Here is a 20,564-nt window from a genome sequence, read left to right on the forward strand (position 1 = left end):
CATTCGCCTCACTCAAGATAAAATTTGGCCTAAATTGACGTGATTTTCGCTTCGCACCACCAAATGTCAACAGACCCTAAAAATCACCCTCTGCAGAATATCGTGAATAGCCGTTAATGGTTCATTTTAGTGCTAAATGGTATCGCTTTGTGATAAACTCACGACGCACGATAGTCAGCACTATAAATGGTTTATTATCGAGGCACCTACAGATGTCAGGGCGTGTTGTGAATGGATATTTCGGTCAAAAAAAGTCTGATTCGCGCTCCCAGATGTCAACACAGGTGGTTTTTTGTATCTTTAAATACCGTGAGGAAATATGAATAAATTATTGATAGGCGTCTTAACAGGAAGCATCTTCTCCTCAGTTGCTCTTTCCAGTCCTTGCGATAAGCTGTCTTTGAGTATTAGCGGACCGAGTCATTATCAATACACGTTGAACCTGTCTAAGGGTACGGTTAACAAAAAGAAAAATGGGGATAAAGTCATTTCAAACAAGATAATAAATCCTACCGGCGATTTTTATAAAGTCTTCTCAGGAAAAGGCACACGTGGTAATGTTCGGGGCGTCCTGCACATCACTAATCTTGATAGCAATTCAACAGTATCCTTTTCATTCGATTACATTGCTCACGGTTCGTCCTGTTTTATTTATCCAAAAACGGATTACAGGGAAAAAGATAATTTTGTTGTGTTTAGTACCGGAGTAAACGACAGCTTTTTAAAATTTCAGATTAAAGAATACCGATAAGCCGCCTCACTCCACCCGCTTGTTAACAAGCGGGTATACCGTTTTTTGCTAAATCCAACCTGCGTTGAACAGGGGCATCGATTCTCAGCTCAAGTGTTTGTAAACGCGTATCTATTCACCACATTTTGAATGCTTTAGGTGAAAAGTCAGATTTGAGTGCAGGTTGCGCGAACGTATTACAAAAAAAGCGCAGCATACACCGGTATGTGAGCAGTTTTTTGTAATGCGTTCGCACAAGATGCGCCAAATATGGCTTTTCGGTGAACGTGGTGAATGGTTACGTAAACGCTTAAAATAAACTCTCTTGTACATCCACTTCTTCCTGAGCACCGTAATTACTCGGCATGCCTGAAGACTCAGGCAGAGCATCTTTCTGGAAGTACTCGGTGATGGCGTTACGCTGGCCAGGTTTTGCAAGCAGGCCTGTGGCCGGGTCGATACTGGCCGTCACGATGTCTTGTGGTTGTGCCATGCTGTGCACCGGTGTGTTCTTAAGGGCCACTTTCATGAATTCAACCCACAGCGGCAGAGCAACGCCTGCAGCATACTCGTTGAGGGACTGCGGATTGTCATAGCCAACCCAGGCGGTCACTACAAGGTCAGCATTAAAGCCCGCAAACCAGGCGTCCACCTGATCGTTTGTCGTACCGGTTTTACCGGCGATATCCGTGCGGTTCAGCACCGCGGCCCCATGGCCGGTACCGTGGCGAATAACGTCCTGCAAAGCGGTATTCATGAGAAACGCAATGTCTTCAGGAATAACGCGTGGTGCCGCCGTTGAGGCATCGCGCTGGCTTTCACTGCAGTCGGTGCATACAACCGCAGGTTTTGCCTGCAGAAGAACGGCACCATCGCTGTCAGTAATGCGTTCAATCAGATAAGGCTCTATGCGATAGCCGCCGTTGGCAAATACTGCATAGGCGGCGGTCAGGTCCATGGGGCTTACGGAAAGTGTGCCGAGCACCAGCGACAAACCACGCGGCAGGCTGGCCTTATTGAAGCCAAAACGACTGATAAAATTGATGGCGTAGCTTATACCGATGTCATCAAGGATACGTATGGAGACAAGATTACGCGAGCGAACCAGCGCTTCTTTAAGGCGTGTCGGCCCATTGAACTTTTCGTTGTCATTGTGTGGACGCCAGAGACCCGCCTGGCTGGAATCATCAACCACAATCGGCGCATCATTCACAAGTGTGGCAAGCGTGTATCCCTTATTAAGGGCGGCCGCATAAATGAAGGGTTTGATGCTTGAGCCTGGCTGGCGTCCAGACTGGGTAACGCGGTTAAATTTGCTTTTTTCAAAACTGAAGCCACCTACGAGCGCTTCAATCGCGCCATTGTTGGGGTTTAGAGCGACCAGTGCCGCTTCTGCATTCGGGAGCTGGGAGAGTATCCATTGCCCGTTTACCGGACGGATGTACACCAAATCACCCCTGTGCAGGACCTCTGTCGCCTTTTGCGGCGCTCGCCCAACCCAGCCGCGGCGCAGTGCCGGGCGCGCCCAGGATATGCCTTCCCAGTTCAGGGTCAGAGTTTCATTGCGGCGCGTGATGACACTGGCACTTTTATCAGCCACAGCCATAACAATAACAGGCTGCAAATCGTTAATGCGCGGATGGCTCGCAAACAGAGCATGGCGCGCCTCCTGGCTTTCAAGTTTCTCAGGCGCAAGCGTGGCGGCAGCTCCCCGGTAGCCGTGACGTTTGTCGTAAGCAAGCAGGGTGCTCTGGACAGCCGCGTTCGCGGCTTTCTGCCGCGTGCTGTCGATGGTGGTATACACCTTGTAACCTTTGGTGTAGGTGTCTTTGCCAAAGTGTTCGTAAAGTGACTGGCGAATCATCTCTGCGACATAGGGCGCGCTGACTTCAATGTTTGCACCATGGTATTCAGTTGCGACGGGTGTGTTGATGGCTTCGTCATACTGCGCTTTCGTGATGAATTTCTCTTCCAGCAGACGCTCGAGCACATGGTCACGTCGTTTTTTTGCAGCTACTGGATTGGCAATCGGATTTTGCGTGGAAGGGGCCTGAGGAAGCCCTGCAATCATCGCCATTTCAGCAAGCGTCAGTTCTTTCAGTGTTTTACCGTAGTAGGTTTTGGCAGCTGCCGCCACACCATAAGCGCGATTGCCCATGTTGACCTTGTTGAGATACAGCTCAAGAATTTTTTCCTTGCTGAGCTCACGGTCAATTTTCATGGCGAGCAAAATCTCATTGAATTTTCGCAGAAAGGTCTTTTTGCGGCTTAAAAAGAAGTTTCTGGCAACCTGCATGGTAATCGTGCTGCCGCCCTGACCCTTGGTACCGGTCTGGAGCATGTGAACAGCGGCGCGACCAAGTCCCATGACATCGACCCCGGAATGGTCAAAGAAACGTTGATCTTCCGTTGCGAGCAGCGCATTTACGAGTGTTGGGGGAATTTCGTCAAAGGTGACGGGGATGCGGCGTTCTTCACCATATTCCTGCATCAGGAGGCCGTCTTTCGTATAAATACGCAGTGGAACCTGCATTTGTACGGATTTCAGCGAATCCACATTCGGAAGCTGGCTTTCGAGGTAAAGGTAGAGAATGGAGGCGCATACCACCAGGACAAAAGAGAGGCTGATAAGGGTCCAAAGTCCCCGGCGCCAGAATCGAGCAATGTTATTCATAAGGTCGCATGACAGGCTATCAATACGTGTAACGGGCAGTATACCGCGAAACTGCCCGTCAGCGCGAATAAATCGTTATTTCTTTAATCCAGAAGAGCTACTGCACGTCAAAACCTGCGTAAAAAGGTGAGGGTGGGGATACCTCCTCGGGGGCTGCATCATCAGTTTGCGATGGCTCGGTAACCACCCGCAAACCGCCGAGTCCATCCACAAACCGTCTGCTGCCTGCACCCCAGAGGTTGTGACGAAAAAAGCCTGCTAATCCGGTATCGGCGCCGGCTGGCATACTCTGGCGCGGCATTTCGCTGATAAGCCGGCTGTTTTCAGTCGTCAGTCGCTCAACTTCCTCGCGGTAGCCTGAATTTTTTTGCCGCACCTGCTGAAGCTCTTCACTGACCTGCAAAAGCTCTTCCCTTAATGCCGTATTTTCCCGCTCCTGTCTGACAAGCTCTTGTTGTAAAGCTGCAATATCGGCCATCAGTTCGGCAATGCGCGCCTCATCCGCATCGTTCTTATCTTTAAGACTTGCATATGCCTGCCGCAGATTGTCACGTTCTTTTTCAATCTGAGGCAGGGCTTCGGCTTTCTGGGCGATTAAAAAGGTCTGCTGGTGATCTTTACAGAGTTTATGAACAAGTGCCTGAAGTTCTTTGATGTCCCCGGCCAGTTTTTCCTTATCTGCAAAAAGGGTTTCCCGCATGCCTGCTTTCTTGTAAAAGTGTAAAAGTATTTTCTCTCCGGCAACCGTTACATTTTTGCCGGCATAGGCGTTGCTTCTGTCGCAGCCTTTAAGTACGAACGTCGAGTACACCCCCGCTTCGCTGGAAGAAGAGGCGCTTGAGCCCTGTTGAATACGAATCTTTGTTTCCCGTTCCCCGCCAGCGGGCGCAGTTAAGCGAGTCAACAGATCAAGGTGCGGCATGGGATAATGGCATTTTGCGATAAACATTTCTTCCTGAACGGTTCTGACCGTATATGCGAGGCTCATGCAGATATTAAAGACTATTTGCTCAACATACGGCAAAGTGCTGTCAGCAAGCGGCGCCTGCACATCAGTCAGTGACTTCAGGAAAACTGCCTGGGTGGCCATATAGACCAGCAGGGGACGCCGGTCAGGATACTTTCGCGTCGCGCTGTTGATAAGCTCTGCGAGTGCCTTCGCCAGTTCATCGCCCTGTTTTGCATAGAGCGGATTTGCAACCTCTTCTACATGCGCCAGCGGAACTTTGTTGCCAGCAGTCTGGTAAAGCTGGTAGGCAACGATGGTTTCAATCAGGCTGTTTACCACATTCTGCAATCGTGTCGTCATTGTGTCCCCCTCACTGGGTATCATAAATCCATGGACATTTCACTATATGAAAACATTTCACTACGTGCAAGTGTTGTGCATCCCTCTGAAAATATCAGAAAAACTGTTTTCTTTTGGACGGTGCGCGGGTAAGATTGCCACCGGTTGCGGTCAGGAAAAAGTGCCGCATGCATCCAACAATCGCCAGGGAAATGTATGGAAATTCTGTCGCGTTTTACGCTGTGGAGGCGCTCGCTGCTGGGAGTAGCCTGCCTGCCGCAAGCCGTGTGCATGGTTCAGCTTTCACGTTCGCAAGGACACATTCAAGTTCTCGCACACGCTTCCTGTCATCATGAAGTTACTCCTGAGACGCTGCGTCAACTGTTCAATACTCTTCAATCATCTAACCGCCGGGTTTCGTGCCGCGTCGCACTCGCCATACCCGAAGGCCGTGTGTTTAAACATACCCTGACGCTCAGTCATGCCATTCCGAGGCGTCACCTGCGTGCGCTTGTTGCTCTTGAAGCACAGCACCTGCTTTCGGAAGAAACGGCTCAATGGCATCTGGATTATTTACTATCGCCTCCAGTTAGCGGGCGCAGTGGCTTGCGGGAGCTCACGTGGTGGGCCATCACTGAAGAAACCCTGCAGGCGTGCACCGCTGACGTAATGGCGGCGGGCTTGCTGCCTGTGGCTCTGGAGCCTGCATCCAGTGCGCTCGCGCGAGTTGCCAGTGCCATTCAGAACAAGCGCCTCTTACCCGCCTGGGATCTCCCAGCCGGATTTTTGCTGGCAGCGGGCCTTGCATTGCGAGGGATGACAGAATGATGGTGAATCTTCTGGCCGCCACCCCTCTGTCCCGCCGACTCGCAAGACGCAGGCTCATTCTCACGAGTCTGATGATTTTCTTTTGCATGGTTGTTGTAGAAGGCACATGGTGGCGAGTTGCGCTTAATCGTCTGGCAGTTCGAAAACAGGAGGTAGAAACTCTGCGAATCGGGTTGACTGGTTTGCACGAAAAAGCGTTTGATACAACCCGATGCAGGCAGCAGTATGCGGCGATGCGGTCTTTGCAGGTTTTTCACGCAGGCAGAAATCAGTGGTGGGAAAACGTGCAAAAAACCGTTGCCGCCATGCCGCAGAATCTTTTGGCTACGCGCTTTACGCAGAACGGCAGCACTTTTCAGATTCAAGGGCGCGCAGGTCAGTCTTCAGCGGTCAGCATTTTCGTAACGCGGCTTTCGCAGACTCCGGGCTTTAAGAAAGTGCGCCCCGGACCAATTAAGACGATTGATAACACTTCCGTCGAATTTTCAGTAACCGCTGAAGTGGCGGCGGCGATGGCGGAGGCGTAAATGCATCGACTGAAGCGTGAAGCGCTCGCCGAATGGTTCAACCGCTTTCTCCTGTGGCGGGTCGTATGGCAGCAGGTTCTGCTGTGTGGGGTGGGGGTAGTGATATGGAGCATCCTGCACCTGCTGCTCGTTGTACCGGTGGAGCGCGATTCGGCACGTCTCTTAAGCGAAGTGCAGTCTTTAAACGAAAAAGCACTCAAGAAGCATTTCGAGGGTTTAGAAAAAGGGCGGGAGCAGGCACTTTGTCAGCGCATGGAAGAACACACCGATGCCTTAACATCACATTTTGGCCTTGATGGGCGGCGTGAGCATGATTTTCAGGCGCTGGCAGCACTTTCACGCCGGTGCGGGCTTGATTTTACCGTGTTTCGCCCGCTGAAGGCGCGCCCGCACGGGTCCTGGATGCTGTTGCCCATGGACGTCGAGATGGCGGGCAATTTCAGCGGTATGGCGTGTCTGTCTGCTCGCCTTTCAGCACTCTCGCGCCTTTTATTGCCACTTGATTTTACGCTTGAAGAACGTGCATCACAAAGCGCAATCATGCCATCCGCACAATGGCTGCAGCTTCGCCTGAAGCTTGTTGCCTTTCGTGCAAGAAGCAGGCCGCCACCGGCGAAGGCTTTGCCAACGCAGGGAGAACAGGCATTCTGGTGGCCGGGAGCCGTGGCTCTGGCTTTATCAAAGTCTTCTGCGCGAAATCCGTTTATGGGGCATTCAAATGCTTTAACACATCACTATTTGTCACAGGGGCTTGACAGCCAGGAAAGAGGCAACGTAGTGTTTGATGCGTCTAAAGCCCCGGAAAATGCACATCAACCGCCTGGAAATGCGGCACTTCAGACCGGTTTTGTTGAGGTTCGTTTTGCAAAAGCGGCTGATATCGCGGGGCTTATTGACGGCAAGGGGACACTGCTGTCGCCTCAGGGGCGTTGCGGGGCTGACCCGCGTACCAATATTTTTTGGGTACAGGATGACAGTGCGCATGTTGAAGTCGTGCAAAACATGGTAAAACGTCTGGATGTACCCGTGCGCCAGGTCTTGATTGAAGCGCGTATTGTCAATGTCAACCGCGATTATGCCGAGGATATCGGTGTGCGTCTTGGCATGGGAGAGGTGGTTGAGGCAGGTAATATCCCTGAGCCCTTACCTCCAGGCGGGCACGTGAAGCCCTTCCCCGGGCACCTGAACGTGGATTTGCTGGCCTTGTCCGGCAGTCTGCATCCGGCGTCGATGGGGCTTGCCATGGCAAAGCTTGGTACGGGAGTTTTGCTTGACATGGAACTGTCTGCACTGGAAAGTGAGGGAAGGGGACATGTTGTGGCAAGTCCGAGACTGGTGACTGCGAATCTTGAACCGGCTGTGATAGAATCCGGTGAGGAAATTCCCTATCAGGAGGCAACAGTCGCGGGTGCTACGGCCGTGACCTTCAAAAAAGCGGTGCTGAGTCTGCGGGTAACACCGCGCATAGCCCCTGATAATACTATTTACATGGTGCTGCAAATCAACCAGGATACGCCTTCCCGACGGGAAGTACAGAACGTACCCGCGGTTTTGACCCGGGAAATCCGCACGAGTGTGCGGGTCGACAATGGACAGACTGTGGTGCTGGGAGGAATTCACCAGCAGGGTCAGGTTCGGGATTTGCAGCAGGTTCCATTTTTGGGGGGATTGCCCGTTGTGGGGGCGCTGTTCAGGAAGACGGCCACTAAAATCCGTAATGAGGAGTTGCTCATTTTCATTACTCCCAGGATAATACCCGGCGAATCGCCGGGTTATATGGGTGTTCAGGGTGATGGGGCAACGCCGCCTGAAAGGCCGGCAACGCGTGCGGGGCTGCCAGCAGCCGCGGCGTTCGCTGTTTCGATGAGGGATTCAGATTCCTGTAAACAGGATGAGGTATGTAATCAAAGATGAGCATCATGAAAGTTCGCAACATATTTCTGATTGGCCCCATGGGTGCCGGAAAGAGCACAATTGGTCGCGCGTTGGCAAAAGCCCTTAATCTGCCGTTTTACGATTCGGACGAAGTGATTGAAGAGCGTGCCGGCGCGGATATTTCCTGGATTTTTGACATCGAAGGCGAGGAGGGTTTTCGCCGTCGTGAGCAAAAAGTCATAGACGAACTGACGCAGAAAACGAACATTGTTCTTGCAACGGGAGGAGGGGTTGTCATGACTCCGGAAAACCGTATTGCGCTGGCAGGACGTGGAACGGTGATATACCTGCGAACGTCACTTGCGCAGCAGTTTGAGCGTACCCGTCGGGATACGCGACGCCCGTTGCTTCAAGCGCCTGATCTTGAAGAGCGACTTGAAAGCCTGCGCGATGAGCGTGAGCCTTTTTATGCCGAGCTTGCAGATGTGAGTTTCGAGACGGATAAGCTCACCGTCAAGGCCGTTGCCAACAATATCATCAAATACATCTATGGCGAGCAGTAACCCGTCTCGAGAAGTGCGGGTTAAGCTGCCGGGTGGCGGCTATCCCGTCTGGATTGGTGAGGGATTACTCGAGGATGCCCTGCGCCTGTCTGGTACGGTTCGTGGTGCACAGATTCTCATTGTGACTAATACCACAGTGGCGCCATTGTATCTCGAGCCTGTGCGCGGGACATTTTCTGACCGACAGTGCGATGTTGTGGTGCTTGAGGACGGCGAGCAGTTTAAAAATCGCAACAGTCTTGCGAAAGTGCACGATGCGCTGGCTGCAGGCAGGCACCATCGTGATACAACAGTCGTGGCGCTTGGTGGCGGTGTTGTTGGTGATATTGCAGGTTTTGCCGCTTCTACCTGGCTTCGAGGTGTGGCAGTGGTGCAAATTCCTACAACGCTGCTCGCACAGGTGGATGCGTCTATTGGCGGAAAAACAGCCATTAATCATGCAGGCGGCAAAAATCTACTGGGCACTTTTCATCAGCCAGCTGCAGTTATTTGCGATGTTGCCACACTAAAGACTCTGAGTACGCGTGAGTTTCGTGCAGGATTGGCTGAGGTGGTGAAGTACGCGCTTCTGACCGGTGGTCAAATGCTCGACAGGTTAAGCGGATGCACGGTTTCGGAGCTGATGGCAGACCCGAAGCGCTTGAGTGAACTTGTCGCTGAGTGCTGTTCCATCAAGGCGGGCATTGTCGAGCGGGATGCCACGGAGCAGGGGGAGCGGGCACTGCTCAATCTTGGACACACCATTGGGCATGCACTTGAAGCCTGCACCGGGTATACGCGTTATCTGCATGGAGAGGCGGTAGCAACAGGGCTTTATTGTGCGGCCTTACTCTCAGAACGCGAGGGCTTGCTTGCCCCTTCGGAAGTACTGCGGGTAGAGCGCCTCCTCAGCCAGTTTGGACTTCCATCGCGCATTCCTGCCGATATTGCACATGATGCGTTGATGAATCAATTGTACCAGGATAAAAAAATTATCAATAATTGCCTGCGTTTTGTGCTGATGCACCATCCAGGCAATTGCTTTGTATCGGCAGATATCAGTGAAAAAGCGCTTCGTGCCGTACTGGCCGCGGCTACAGAAGGAGAAAACTCATGACACAACCGCAGGGGATGAATCATGCGGGCGGTTTGATGCAGGGCGCGGAGGTTTTTAAACCTGCCTCCTGGATGTCATGCGTCAATTTTATAAATCATCTGGTAGCATACAACAACGTTTTGATTGCCCTGATGGCTGAGAAAAACGGCGGCAAAAGTACTTTTATCGGATTGCTGAAGGGGCATCTTGACGCGCGCGTGCGCTGCGTATCCGTGGATGCGGCAACCGCCTCTTCGCACGCGCTTCTTGTGGAGGATTTTCACAAGGCTCTGGGCTTTGACCTTGCCTGTGAATCGGGGCTTGATGCGCTGGTCGCTGAAATCAACAGACGACAGGAACCGGTGCTGCTGCTCATTGATAATGCCCAGGAGCTTTCCGATTCTCTGATTGAAACGCTGCTCGCGCTCCTGCACCAGCAGGGTGCTCAAGGATGTTTTCATGTGTGTCTCGCAGCAGACACCGCCAGCATGCCATCACTGAACCAGCTGGCGCGCGGTGTCTTTCGTGACATGATACACACCATCACTCTCGGGCCTCTCAGTGAGGCGGAAACCCGTACTTATGTCAGTACCCGGCTTGCGCCACCCGGAAATGCCCGTAACTGGGATTTCGACAAACCCATGGCCGAATTTTATGCGCTTACTCGCGGCAATGTCGCGCAAATCAATGCGAGAGCCGCGGCGTATTTCAGCAAGTCTCCACGGCGGCGAACATTTTTACGGCCAGGCAATACCGGATATGCGCTGCTCCTGATAATGGCTATGGCCGCAGCCTTTTTCTGGAAGGCAGAGGTCTCACAGTCTCGGGATGCAGAGCCACTGTCAACCAGCGCCGCGGCTCTGCCATCGTTTCTGGCACCGGTTGCCATGAAGGACGCCAAAGCCACTGAGGACACGCCTGTACAGCTTGCAAGCGTTATTCCGCCCCTCACAGACATGGCGCTTGTGCAGCCGCTGGAAGTCGTAGAAATGCGCCAGAATCTGGCACGTGGTGACAGCGTATATGAAGAAACAGAGGAGGTTAGCGCCGTACTTGACAAGGTAGTCGTAGCTCCTAAACAGATTGCTCTGCCGGCAGTGCGTGCGCGCGAGGAACTTGCGATGGCGCAATCCCCGTCACCTAAGGTGGTTTACACGATTCAGGTGCTGGCAGGTGTGCACCGTGATCACCTTGAGCGTGTGATTCGCGTTTATCATCTTGAAAAATCGGCGACCATTCACGAAACGCGTCATCATGGTAAGCCCTGGTACATTCTGACGCTTGGTAATTTCCAAAGCTCTGAGGCGGCGCAGCTTGCTCTTTCGCAGTTGCCGAAGCAGGTTGTGGCCAACAGACCATGGGTGCGCCAGCTGCATGTTGCAGAGACCATGCTTGGCTAGGGTGTGACCTCGTGCTTTCACTGCGTCAATTCCTAAAGATTGACGCAGCATCCTGAAAACGCCGCTGTGAAACCTTTAGTACTCGCGCTATACTAATCCCCGGATACCCGTACTTCGGAGCGGGGAGGGCGTCAATCAGGGAGAATCACATGTATAAAAAAGTATTGTTTGCGACAGACTTTGATGAAGTAGGCATCAGTGCCGCCCACAAGGCTAAAAAAATTGCGGACGAAAACCAGGCACAGCTGTACCTCGTGCATGTCGTTGAGCCAATTCCAGCCTATGCTTACCCGGGATTTGCCGGATTTGCCGAGGTTGAGGTATCGATTCGCGAACAGGCTGAAAAAGAGCTCGACACCCTGGCGCGTGAACTCGGTGTTGATTCTGCGCATCTGTTCATCGAATTCGGCTCTACCAAGAATGAAGTGCTGCGTATTGCCAAAGAGCAGAATGTTGACCTTATCGTTACAGGCAGCCATGGCAAGCATGGTCTTGCGCTTCTGCTGGGTTCAACCGCCAATGCCATTTTGCATGGTGCAGAGTGCGACGTGTTAATCGTGCGTTCAGAGGTCAAGCATTGAGTGATGAAGGTTTGTTGGGGCAGACACAGGGTGCCGGTTCTGGCCACAGGATCGGTAATGACCATAGGGACATTCGATGGCGTGCACCGTGGTCATCAGGCACTTTTATCAAGGCTTTCTGAACGCGCACGCGCGATGGGGTTGCCGTCGGTCGTGGTGGTGTTTGAGCCACAGCCGGCAGAGTACCTGTATCCAGACCGCGCGCCGCCCCGACTGACCACCCTGCGTGAAAAGCTCAATGTTTTTCAGGAAATGGGCATTGACCATGTCTGTTGCCTGCGTTTTAACAGCCAGCTCGCATCTCTCTCTTTTACCGAATTTGCGGAGCAAAAATTGTTTCAGGGCTGGAATGCCCGTCACATTATTGTGGGTCGCGATTTTCGCTTTGGCAGAAATCGCGAGGGCGGTGTTGAGGAACTGGCCCTGCTGGCAAAAGCGCGTGCTGCCACGACGGAGGTTTTTGAGGATTTTACGCTCGATGGTGAGCGCGTCAGTTCTACCCGGATACGTGCTGCTGAAGCAGCGGGCGACTTGATACTCGCTGAGCATCTGCTTGGCCGTCCGGCGAGCCTTGAAGGGCGTGTGGTCAGGGGGCATGGCCGTGGAGCGACCTGGGGATTTCCGACGGCAAACATTGCACTTTCACGAAAAAACACCGCACTTCGCGGGGTCTTTTGCGTATGGGTGCAGGGCGTTGGTGATACCCAGTTGCCGGGAGTTGCAAATCTTGGCATGCGTCCTACAGTCGATGGGAAGCGCCTGGTGCTTGAAGTGCATCTTCTGCATCCGGCGGGTAATCTGTATGGAAAACGCCTGAATATTGCGTTTGTGCATAAGCTGCGTGATGAGATGAAATTTGACACTATTGACGACTTGATAGCCCGCATCCGTGCGGATGCGCTTGCTGCGCGTGCATGGTTTGCGGGTCTTAATTGACATTTTACGGTTTGATGCGAGAATTTTCGCCAAATTGACAGAGTAGAGAATTATGACTGAGTACAAGGACACCCTGAATTTGCCGACCACGGCGTTTCCCATGAAAGCGAGCCTTTCAACCCGCGAGCCACTGCAACTGGCACAGTGGCAGGAAATGGATGTGTACGGACAAATCCGGCGTGCGCGTGCCGCAAGGCCGCGTTTTGTTCTCCATGATGGCCCCCCGTATGCCAACGGGCATCTGCATTGTGGGCACGCACTCAACAAGATTCTCAAGGATATTATCGTTAAATCCAAAACCATGGACGGTTTTGACGCGGCCTTTGTTCCAGGCTGGGATTGCCATGGTCTGCCGATTGAACTCAATGTTGAGAAAAAAACCGGCAAGGCCGGTGTTCGCATTACGCCACATGAATTTCGTGCGAAATGCCGTGAATATGCTGCGAGTCAGGTTGAGATTCAGCGCGAAGAGTTTCGACGCCTTGGTGTGTTTGCTGACTGGGAAAATCCCTATCTCACCATGGACTTCTCCTTTGAGGCCAATATCATACGCGCTCTTGGGCGCATCATCGCCAATGGCCACATGACCCAGGGCTTCAAACCTGTTAACTGGTGCCTTGAGTGCGGTTCGGCGCTTGCCGAGGCAGAGGTCGAGTATGAAGAAAAAACCTCGCCCTCCATTGATGTCGCATTTGCTGCAGAAGATGCAGAGGCACTGCTGTCGCACTTTGATAAAAATCTTGCGCTTAAACCCGTGATTTTCACTGTCTGGACGACTACGCCATGGACGCTGCCGGCCAACGAGGCCGTGTGCCTGAATCCCGAATTTACCTATGTGCTGGTGGATAACGGTGCGCAATATCTGGTCATGGCCGAAGCCTTGCAGGAGCGCGTGATGGCACGCCTCGGTGCACCGGATGCGCCAGTGGTCGGTCGATGCACAGGCAGTGCGCTTGAAGGCATACATCTTCGCCATCCCTTTGAAGCGCGTACGGTTCCTGTTATTACGGGCCAGCACGTGGATGCTGAATCTGGAACCGGTGCTGTTCACACGGCACCGGCACATGGTACAGACGATTATGTGGCGGGTAAGGCCTTCGGCCTGCCGCTCAATAATCCGGTGCTGCAAAACGGCTGCTACGCGCCTGATGTGCCGAAACTTGCCGGGAAGCACCTGCGTGAGGCCAATCCCCTGGTAATTGCCTTGCTGCGTGAAGCCGGCACACTCCTGCATGAAACTTCTGTGCGTCACAGTTACCCGCATTGCTGGCGCCACAAAACCCCGACCATTTTTCTTGCCACACCGCAGTGGTTTGTGGCCATGGATAAAAATCATCTGCGCGAGCAGGTGCTCACTGCCATTGATACGGTGGAGTGGATACCGGGTTGGGGCAAGCCACGCATCACCAATATGGTAGAAAATCGCCCCGACTGGTGCATATCAAGACAAAGAGCCTGGGGTACGCCTATCCCGCTCTTTTTGCACAAAGTCACCCGTGAACCGCATCCGCAAACGTCGGAGCTTATCGAAGCTGTTGCGAGACGCGTAGAAACATCGGGAATAGACGCCTGGTTTTCGCTGGAGCCTGAAGCGCTCCTGACGCCTGAGGACGTGCTTGAGTATGACAAGTGCACGGATACGCTCGATGTCTGGTTTGATTCAGGCGTCAGTCATTTTACCGTGCTTCGACACAACCTGGATTGCAGCTTTCCGGCTGACTTGTACCTCGAAGGTTCCGACCAGCACCGTGGCTGGTTTAACTCATCCCTCACCACATCCGTGGCAATGGATGGAGTTGCACCCTATCGCACGGTAATGACACACGGTTATACCGTCGACAAGGACGGGCGTAAGCTCTCAAAATCCGCCGGAAACTATGTGGCGCTTGATAAGGTCATTGCCCAGTATGGAGCCGATATTCTGCGTCTTTGGGTGTCTTCTGCGGATTACCGCCAGGAAGTCAGTATTTCTGAGGAAATTCTGACGCGGGTATCAGATGCCTATCGGCGCATTCGTAATACCGCCCGTTTTCTACTTGCGAACCTTTTTGATTTTAATCCAGAGACGCATAGTGTTGCCGACAGTGAACTTGTTGAGCTTGACCGCTGGATAATTCTCTCAACTCAAGCGTTGCAGGAAGACGTTAAAGCACTCTATGCCAGTTACCAGTTCCATGCCATTTATCAGAAAATTCACAATTTCTGTGCAGAGGAGCTTGGCAGTTTTTATCTCGATATTATTAAAGACCGCCAGTACACGACTCCGGCGGACAGTCTTGCGCGCCGCTCCTGCCAGACGGCGATGTACCACATCATACAGTCTCTGGTGCGTATGATAGCGCCCATTCTTTCCTTTACCGCCGAAGAAATATGGAAGGAAATTCCGGGCAACAAAGACGCATCTGTTTTTCTTGAGACCTGGTATACGGCATGGCCTGATTGTGGGATAGTCGACATGGATGCCTGGGAGCGCGTGCGGCTCGTGCGTGATGTGGTGTACCGTGAGCTTGAGAGTAAGCGCCGTGAAGGGGTGATTGGTTCAGGTCTTGAGGCAGAAGTGTGTGTGGGAGTGCCGGCTGACAGCTTTAAAGCGCTTGCGCGTCTTAACGATGAGTTGCGCTTTGTGTTTATCACCTCCATGGCAACCCTTGAATGCCTTCCTGAAAACAGTCCTGTTACCGTAACGGTGACCGCTACAGAACATCCAAAGTGTGAGCGTTGCTGGCACCGGCGTGCGGATGTTGGAACGAATGCTTCGCATCCAACGCTTTGCGGCAGATGTGTTGGCAATGTAACCGGCGTTGATGAAGTGAGACAGTTTGCATGAAAAAATGGCCATGGTTGCTGTTAAGTCTTGGGATACTGGTGCTTGATCAACTCAGTAAATACTGGGTGGGTCTGCATTTTACTCCCTGGGTTCCCTATCCTGTATTCTCAGGATTTAACATTACGCTGGCCTGGAACAATGGCGCCGCCTTTAGTTTTTTAAGTGGAGCGGGCGAGTGGCATCGATGGTTTTTTGTGGTGTTCAGCCTTTTGATGAGTGTGGTATTTGTCATCTGGCTTCGGCGTTTACCGGAGAATGCAGTTTTACAGCCGCTGGCCATAGCACTCCTTTTGGGAGGGGCGGCGGGTAACCTTATCGACAGACTCTTTTTTGGCTACGTGGTCGATTTCCTCGAAGTTTACTACCAAAATTGGCACTGGCCGGTCTTTAATATCGCTGACAGCGCTATTTTTGTGGGTGCAGTTCTTCTGATGCTGGATTTATTGCGCAATAAAACCGCCACCTGATAGAGAATCGAGGCCGCCAAATCGGCCTCGTGAAGCTTTGATGGGATATCAGGGTGTGTTTTCCCATTCACATTGTCGCTTTACTTCGTGACAGGGTGCCACGTCCCCGAGTTCCGAGGCTTTTCAGGTTCATCGGCTTCGAGCAGGGTTATACTGCGCGCAAAGAATGGCCTGCTGCCTCCAATCAGGGTATGACTCACCTGCGCGCGAGGGTGTGCTTCCTTGATAGCCTCTTTTTTATACTGCTCAACTACGGCATGAACGAACGTGCCCGCCGCGACCACCGGGATGGCTTTTTTAAAGAAAGGATACATCTTTTACTCCTCAATATCTGAATAAACTCGAAAATCGTGTTTCACGATGATGTGTGATTATCTGCGGGAAGAGGGCTGCCCTGAGACGGGCAGATAACCTTTTACAGCGCGTACCGACCCAGAGCCAGAGAGAGGGTGATACGGCGGCGAGCAATAATAGAGGAAACAGGGCATTCGACCGGGTGCACGGACATGCAGGAGGCAGTGATGATTTGCATGAGCTTTTTCATGAAAATAAAGCTTTCGGTCCAATTTAACCGATTCTTACATTTCCAATCATTAATGTAAAGTTTAAATGCAGTTAGCCTTTAACTGCTGTTTGGTTTGATATTTGTGAGCACAAAGAGTAAAATATGCTCATTTTATCTTTGGAAAAACCAATGCCCAAATATTACTACTGGGAAGATATTCTTGATTTAACCCCGGAAGTTGAAGAGGAATGTTCAAAAGCGCTCGATCAGATTCGTAACGAACAAACTAAAAGTGCAGGACTGGAAGAGCTTACTGGATACAACCTCTACAGTGTACGTGCCGGGTATAGAAAGCGCCTGCTGTTTACAGTGATAAATGTGGGGGGGCATGATTACCTCAAATTTCTTGAACTGTCGCTCAACCACTATGAGGATTCACGCATTATGAAAAACCCGAAACTGTTAAAGAAGTTTCGGAAGTCGCGTAAAAAAACGTCTTCAGAGACGCTTACATGGGAATCTGCTGATGACACCCAATTGAAGGGGGTTATACATTCTGATATTTCAGAGGCACCCGCACCGCTTCGATGGTATAACCATCATCTGATAGCGCTCACTGGCGTGCAGCGAGAGGTTCAGAACATTGCTGTGCCGGCATTGATAAGTGGCCTTGCAGGCAGTGGTAAGACATCGACAGTATTACTGAGCCTGCCTAAACTTAGCACGCAGTACAATGCGATTGTATGCATTGCAAATACGCCTCTGCTTCGTAATGACATGCAGAGCGCATGGAATTCCCTTCCACAGGCAATGGAACCTGACAGCCGGGTTGAATTTTTAACATGGCTCGAATGGGCAGAGCGCAGCGGGCTTAACCTTAGCGGTAAAACACTCGCAGGAGAGAGCGAGTTTAAAGTCTGGTACCGTGAAAATGTCCATAAGATTGCCAGGATTGCCCGCCAGCATGGCGTTACGCCTTCGAAACTCGTTAAGGCACAAAAAACCAGTGGCACGCGTCAGCATGATTTACAGGCAGATGCTGAAGCTTCTGCCATCTACCAGGAAATGCGCATTGCCTGTGGGTATACCCCTGAAGCCTATCAGGCCCTTGGTACCTGCTTTTCGCTGTTTTCTACCGGGAGTGCCGACCGGCAATTTGTGCACGAGTGGCTGTTGCCTGCGTGGGAGAAGTATTGTGCGAGGGCAGCGCTCGTTGACCCGTCCTTTGTTCAGCTGGAACCGGGCGAGCTCGATGGCCTGTTGGTGGTTGAGGAGGCTCAGGATTTTTCCTGTCGCCAGTTGAGGGATTTGTTGCGCTTTTCAGGCTCAAAACTCCAGTTTATTGCCTGTGCCGGGGAATACCAGCGCCTGAATGACTCGCTGCCGTTTGTTAACCATCTTCAGCAGATGGTGTATGAGGCGGGTACGGAACTGACGCGTGTTGTACTTCCTGGCTCGTTTCGCGTGCCGGCCGTTCTTGAGGGGGCGGTACAGTTATTAATCGACTGGTCAGTGTTTGACGCAGGTGGAGTGCAGGATAAAGCCCAGGTGCGTACGTTCGAATCGACACTGGGTCCGCACGCGCTCCCAGGAAGCGCGCACTGGTTTGAGTGTGACAAGATACCTGCGGATTTACTCCAGAGCATTCGTGTCTTTGGTGCAAATAATCCGGAGTTCGCGGTAGTGACCAGTCCAGATCCAGAGCATGTCGATGAAGCGCGCCGGGTATTTGGGGAGGACGTATTTGTTACAACCATCGAAGCCATAAAGGGAATGCAGTTTAAAACAGGCGTGCATTACCGATTACTCGATACACCGCGCGCTGAGCATCTTTGCGCAGCTCGTGAAGCTCAGCAGGCTGAAGGCGCGAGCAGCTCTGCTTATCGCCCTAAAAACCGGCGTGGCAACTGGCAAAATGCTACAACTTATCACAGGCTTTTTACCGCCTACACGCGATTTAGTGAGCGGCTTATTATCATGGAGGCAAGTGTCGGAAAATATAAAACGGCCCTGCTTTCAAACGCTTTACGTGCAAAAATACCAGAGCGCATGCCGCTTTCTTTGACCCATGAGACCGTCGATACAAGTCCAGAGGCATGGGCAAAGCGCGTACGCCAGTTTATCCGTCAGGGAAGCATTGATACGGCAAGGCGACTTTTTATTGAGAAATGCAAAGGCAGGCCCGAGGAATTTACTACCCTTATGGCGCGGTTTGAGCGGCGAGTAGAACCGGCCATGCCCGCTCAACCTGAAGCACAGCCCTCGTCCAGCAGTAGCAGCAGCTCCAGCACAAGCAGTAGCAGCACAGATGCGCATATTGTATCCCCATCAAAGACGCCAGCCCTCCCGTCAGTGCGCCCCGCAGCTTCCCGCAGAGGCAAAGGCCCCAAAAGGGGAATGCAGCGAATGTCACATGCAAACGGCACTACAGAGAAACAGCTTCTTGCAAAGCTTTTTAATCCCGTTGACTCTGAAATTGCTGAAATTATCAACCAGTCTGATAAAAAGAATCCAGACCTGACGCGTATTTTTGAGCGTCTCACAAAGCCCGTAAACCTGCTTCCATGGATAAGTCTTGAGCAGTTTGGCATGCAGTTTAGCCTGGAGCCTAAAGCAGTACGAAGCTCCATGATGTACTGGGTGTTTAACTATACATCTATCGGGAGGAGTGAGTACCTTGAAAAATTGCTTAAAGAAAGTCCACAACTGATAAACGCTCTTGCGGACTATTGCCGACAGCTTCATCTGGCAAAGGAGCCAATGTTTGACGCGCGTTTTAGCGATTTGCGCTATCTTATTCTGCTAAGACAAAAACCCGGGCTTTGTCATAAGCTGCTGCAGGCGATAAATACGCGCGCCGGCTTTCGCAAAGACTCAGATACAGTGATTGATGTAAGCCTTCAGCACCTTCCTTTAGTGTGTCATCGAATTTGCAGCAACCTGTATCTGCTCCCGCAGGATGAATGGGAGAGCTACATCCGCGCCGGTGAAGAATGGACGCTTGAATGGGTCGGATATTTGGTGCATGTCTTAAAGGAGCGGGCAGCACATGCCAGAGCCGATTGGCATAAGTGTGCGGTATCGGATGATGTGATGCAGCAGGTTCGTAAATTTTTAGGAGTGGGTCAGCCAGTCGGTATTCCGCCGGGAGAGGATAAAAATAGTCCGTTTTTGAGAATGCACAAAAAAGCGCGCACCTGTACCTCTCCTTTAGTTATGATGAAAGCGCTTAACAAGGAGCTGAAAAACTGCGGAAAAAACTGGTTTCGACCTGCATACGTTGAACTCTATGTGGCCCGCGAAGGCATACGAGAGGCGATATCGAGGCCTGCTCTCAAGGCTTCTGAGCCACGTGTGAGTTCGAGTGCGGTGAGTTTTTTTCAGGGACATTCTGGTGCACAATCGACGATACAGCAGAGCGGTGAAAGCCGGTACCAGTTTCCCAAGGATGCAAGTACGGTCACTCTGGAGACACTCTTCACGCCCAATGCAGATGCACTGAGGGAAGGAAGAACGTCTTTTCTTGACTGGCTGTGTGCAGGAGATTCTCCCGTGTGCCAGTTTACACTTGTGCGTCTTTTAACCAGTGTAAATTCACGCCTTACGGAAGCCTTTATAGAGGTTCTGCGTCAAAACGTCCTGGCGGGCAATTTCGACCCGAAGTATCTCGATGTTCAGTGCCTGGCCATGATTGTCGATACTGATGCGGGCGGGTACCTGATAGCCTTGTTCGCGCAACAGCTGAATGTGGCCCCTGCAGAGCTTTTACAGGCAATTGCCGCGTATTATCCGAAAGCATGTGACCCCTGGTCGCAGCTTCTGCACTTTACGCTCGAATCTGAATGGAACACCCATGTAACGCCCGGTATTTCAGAGCAGCCGCTGTATGCGATGTATCCCCATGTTTATGCCCGTTTGCAGAAACTCTATTCGCTGGCGAATCAAAGAGGCAAAGGACTTTGGGATTCTTGCGCAAGTTCACCATTTCTTCGTGACAATCTGCTGAATGCGCTGGCTTTTTTGAAGCTGCCTGATTCGAAAATTTCTGATTGCGACAGAGCGTTGGTTAACAGACTCAGTGAACAGCTTGAGGCTATGGAAAATACCGACATCGAAGCCATCACGGCGCTTGTTGGAGAGCTGCGGGCTGACCCTCTTCTGCATCCAGCCGGCATGCTCGCAGGTTTTATTCGCGCCTTTTGCGACCATTACCTTCTGGTTGAACTGCGCATGAAGGAGCTGGAAAGCCAGTACGCCCAAGAACATCACTCAATTTAACGCATAGAGG

15 protein-coding genes are annotated in these 20,564 nt (G+C 51.9%); 12 read left to right on the plus strand and 3 right to left on the minus strand.

Translation table 11 applies throughout. The features are described 5' to 3' along the window. Positions 1-319 precede the first annotated feature (319 nt). The gene (locus E4T54_RS10800; protein ID WP_028386912.1) at positions 320-751 is read left to right on the plus strand and encodes a hypothetical protein; all 432 of its coding nucleotides are present in this window, start codon (positions 320-322) and stop codon (positions 749-751) included. Between the two features lie 289 nt (positions 752-1,040). Here the strand turns inward: E4T54_RS10800 and E4T54_RS10805 are convergent, their stop codons facing one another. Beyond that, positions 1,041-3,404, minus strand: coding sequence for a penicillin-binding protein 1A (locus tag E4T54_RS10805; protein ID WP_028387409.1), 2,364 nt, complete (start codon positions 3,402-3,404; stop codon positions 1,041-1,043). Between the two features lie 97 nt (positions 3,405-3,501). Continuing rightward, positions 3,502-4,713: a hypothetical protein gene (locus E4T54_RS10810; protein ID WP_028387408.1), complete on the minus strand. Its 1,212-nt coding sequence runs from the start codon at positions 4,711-4,713 to the stop codon at positions 3,502-3,504. Between the two features lie 195 nt (positions 4,714-4,908). Between E4T54_RS10810 and E4T54_RS10815 the strand changes: the two genes are divergently transcribed. The 10 genes from E4T54_RS10815 (at position 4,909) to lspA (ending at position 15,771) form a co-directional block, all read left to right on the plus strand. Continuing rightward, positions 4,909-5,520 carry a type IV pilus biogenesis protein PilM gene (locus E4T54_RS10815; RefSeq protein ID WP_028387407.1) on the plus strand — a complete coding sequence of 204 codons (612 nt, stop codon included), beginning with the start codon at positions 4,909-4,911 and terminating at the stop codon, positions 5,518-5,520. Then, positions 5,517-6,047: a PilN domain-containing protein gene (locus E4T54_RS10820; protein ID WP_028387406.1), complete on the plus strand. Its 531-nt coding sequence runs from the start codon at positions 5,517-5,519 to the stop codon at positions 6,045-6,047. The genes E4T54_RS10815 and E4T54_RS10820 overlap by 4 nt, the downstream gene beginning before the upstream one ends. Continuing rightward, positions 6,048-7,961, plus strand: coding sequence for a type IV pilus secretin PilQ (gene pilQ, locus E4T54_RS10825; protein WP_051551069.1), 1,914 nt, complete (start codon positions 6,048-6,050; stop codon positions 7,959-7,961). After that, a complete protein-coding gene (gene aroK / locus E4T54_RS10830; RefSeq protein WP_028387405.1) occupies positions 7,958-8,485 on the plus strand; it encodes a shikimate kinase AroK in 528 nt (175 codons plus the stop codon). The genes pilQ and aroK overlap by 4 nt, the downstream gene beginning before the upstream one ends. Beyond that, positions 8,472-9,581, plus strand: a complete 1,110-nt coding sequence (gene aroB / locus E4T54_RS10835; protein WP_028387404.1) for a 3-dehydroquinate synthase — start codon at positions 8,472-8,474, stop codon at positions 9,579-9,581. The genes aroK and aroB overlap by 14 nt, the downstream gene beginning before the upstream one ends. Further along, the gene (locus E4T54_RS10840; RefSeq protein WP_028387403.1) at positions 9,578-10,960 is read left to right on the plus strand and encodes an SPOR domain-containing protein; all 1,383 of its coding nucleotides are present in this window, start codon (positions 9,578-9,580) and stop codon (positions 10,958-10,960) included. Before aroB ends, E4T54_RS10840 begins: the two co-directional genes overlap by 4 nt. A gap of 149 nt (positions 10,961-11,109) precedes the next feature. Continuing rightward, on the plus strand, positions 11,110-11,541 hold the full coding sequence (locus tag E4T54_RS10845) for a universal stress protein (RefSeq protein ID WP_028387402.1): 432 nt from the start codon (positions 11,110-11,112) through the stop codon (positions 11,539-11,541). A 57-nt stretch (positions 11,542-11,598) separates the two neighbouring features. Further along, the gene (gene ribF, locus E4T54_RS10850; protein WP_238582797.1) at positions 11,599-12,477 is read left to right on the plus strand and encodes a bifunctional riboflavin kinase/FAD synthetase; all 879 of its coding nucleotides are present in this window, start codon (positions 11,599-11,601) and stop codon (positions 12,475-12,477) included. A gap of 52 nt (positions 12,478-12,529) precedes the next feature. Further along, positions 12,530-15,304: an isoleucine--tRNA ligase gene (gene ileS, locus E4T54_RS10855; protein WP_028387400.1), complete on the plus strand. Its 2,775-nt coding sequence runs from the start codon at positions 12,530-12,532 to the stop codon at positions 15,302-15,304. Next, positions 15,301-15,771: a signal peptidase II gene (gene lspA, locus E4T54_RS10860; protein ID WP_028387399.1), complete on the plus strand. Its 471-nt coding sequence runs from the start codon at positions 15,301-15,303 to the stop codon at positions 15,769-15,771. Before ileS ends, lspA begins: the two co-directional genes overlap by 4 nt. Positions 15,772-15,851: 80 nt before the next feature. On the opposite strand, the gene E4T54_RS10865 is transcribed toward lspA, so the two are convergent. Then, entirely contained in the window at positions 15,852-16,085 is a 234-nt protein-coding gene (locus E4T54_RS10865; RefSeq protein ID WP_028387398.1) for a hypothetical protein, read from the minus strand. A 380-nt stretch (positions 16,086-16,465) separates the two neighbouring features. On the opposite strand from E4T54_RS10865, the gene E4T54_RS10870 reads away from it, so the two are divergent. After that, positions 16,466-20,554, plus strand: a complete 4,089-nt coding sequence (locus E4T54_RS10870; RefSeq protein WP_135100416.1) for a hypothetical protein — start codon at positions 16,466-16,468, stop codon at positions 20,552-20,554. Positions 20,555-20,564 lie beyond the last annotated feature (10 nt).

The organism is Legionella geestiana (assembly GCF_004571195.1).
GTDB classification, from domain to species: domain Bacteria; phylum Pseudomonadota; class Gammaproteobacteria; order Legionellales; family Legionellaceae; genus Legionella_B; species Legionella_B geestiana.

Coding starts and splice junctions, on each gene's coding strand:
- E4T54_RS10800 (WP_028386912.1), top strand. CDS start 320: ATGAATAAATTATTGATAGGCGTCTTAACAGGAAGCATCTTCTCCTCA.
- E4T54_RS10805 (WP_028387409.1), bottom strand. CDS start 3,404: ATGAATAACATTGCTCGATTCTGGCGCCGGGGACTTTGGACCCTTATC.
- E4T54_RS10810 (WP_028387408.1), bottom strand. CDS start 4,713: ATGACGACACGATTGCAGAATGTGGTAAACAGCCTGATTGAAACCATC.
- E4T54_RS10815 (WP_028387407.1), top strand. CDS start 4,909: ATGGAAATTCTGTCGCGTTTTACGCTGTGGAGGCGCTCGCTGCTGGGA.
- E4T54_RS10820 (WP_028387406.1), top strand. CDS start 5,517: ATGATGGTGAATCTTCTGGCCGCCACCCCTCTGTCCCGCCGACTCGCA.
- pilQ (WP_051551069.1), top strand. CDS start 6,048: ATGCATCGACTGAAGCGTGAAGCGCTCGCCGAATGGTTCAACCGCTTT.
- aroK (WP_028387405.1), top strand. CDS start 7,958: ATGAGCATCATGAAAGTTCGCAACATATTTCTGATTGGCCCCATGGGT.
- aroB (WP_028387404.1), top strand. CDS start 8,472: ATGGCGAGCAGTAACCCGTCTCGAGAAGTGCGGGTTAAGCTGCCGGGT.
- E4T54_RS10840 (WP_028387403.1), top strand. CDS start 9,578: ATGACACAACCGCAGGGGATGAATCATGCGGGCGGTTTGATGCAGGGC.
- E4T54_RS10845 (WP_028387402.1), top strand. CDS start 11,110: ATGTATAAAAAAGTATTGTTTGCGACAGACTTTGATGAAGTAGGCATC.
- ribF (WP_238582797.1), top strand. CDS start 11,599: ATGACCATAGGGACATTCGATGGCGTGCACCGTGGTCATCAGGCACTT.
- ileS (WP_028387400.1), top strand. CDS start 12,530: ATGACTGAGTACAAGGACACCCTGAATTTGCCGACCACGGCGTTTCCC.
- lspA (WP_028387399.1), top strand. CDS start 15,301: ATGAAAAAATGGCCATGGTTGCTGTTAAGTCTTGGGATACTGGTGCTT.
- E4T54_RS10865 (WP_028387398.1), bottom strand. CDS start 16,085: ATGTATCCTTTCTTTAAAAAAGCCATCCCGGTGGTCGCGGCGGGCACG.
- E4T54_RS10870 (WP_135100416.1), top strand. CDS start 16,466: ATGCCCAAATATTACTACTGGGAAGATATTCTTGATTTAACCCCGGAA.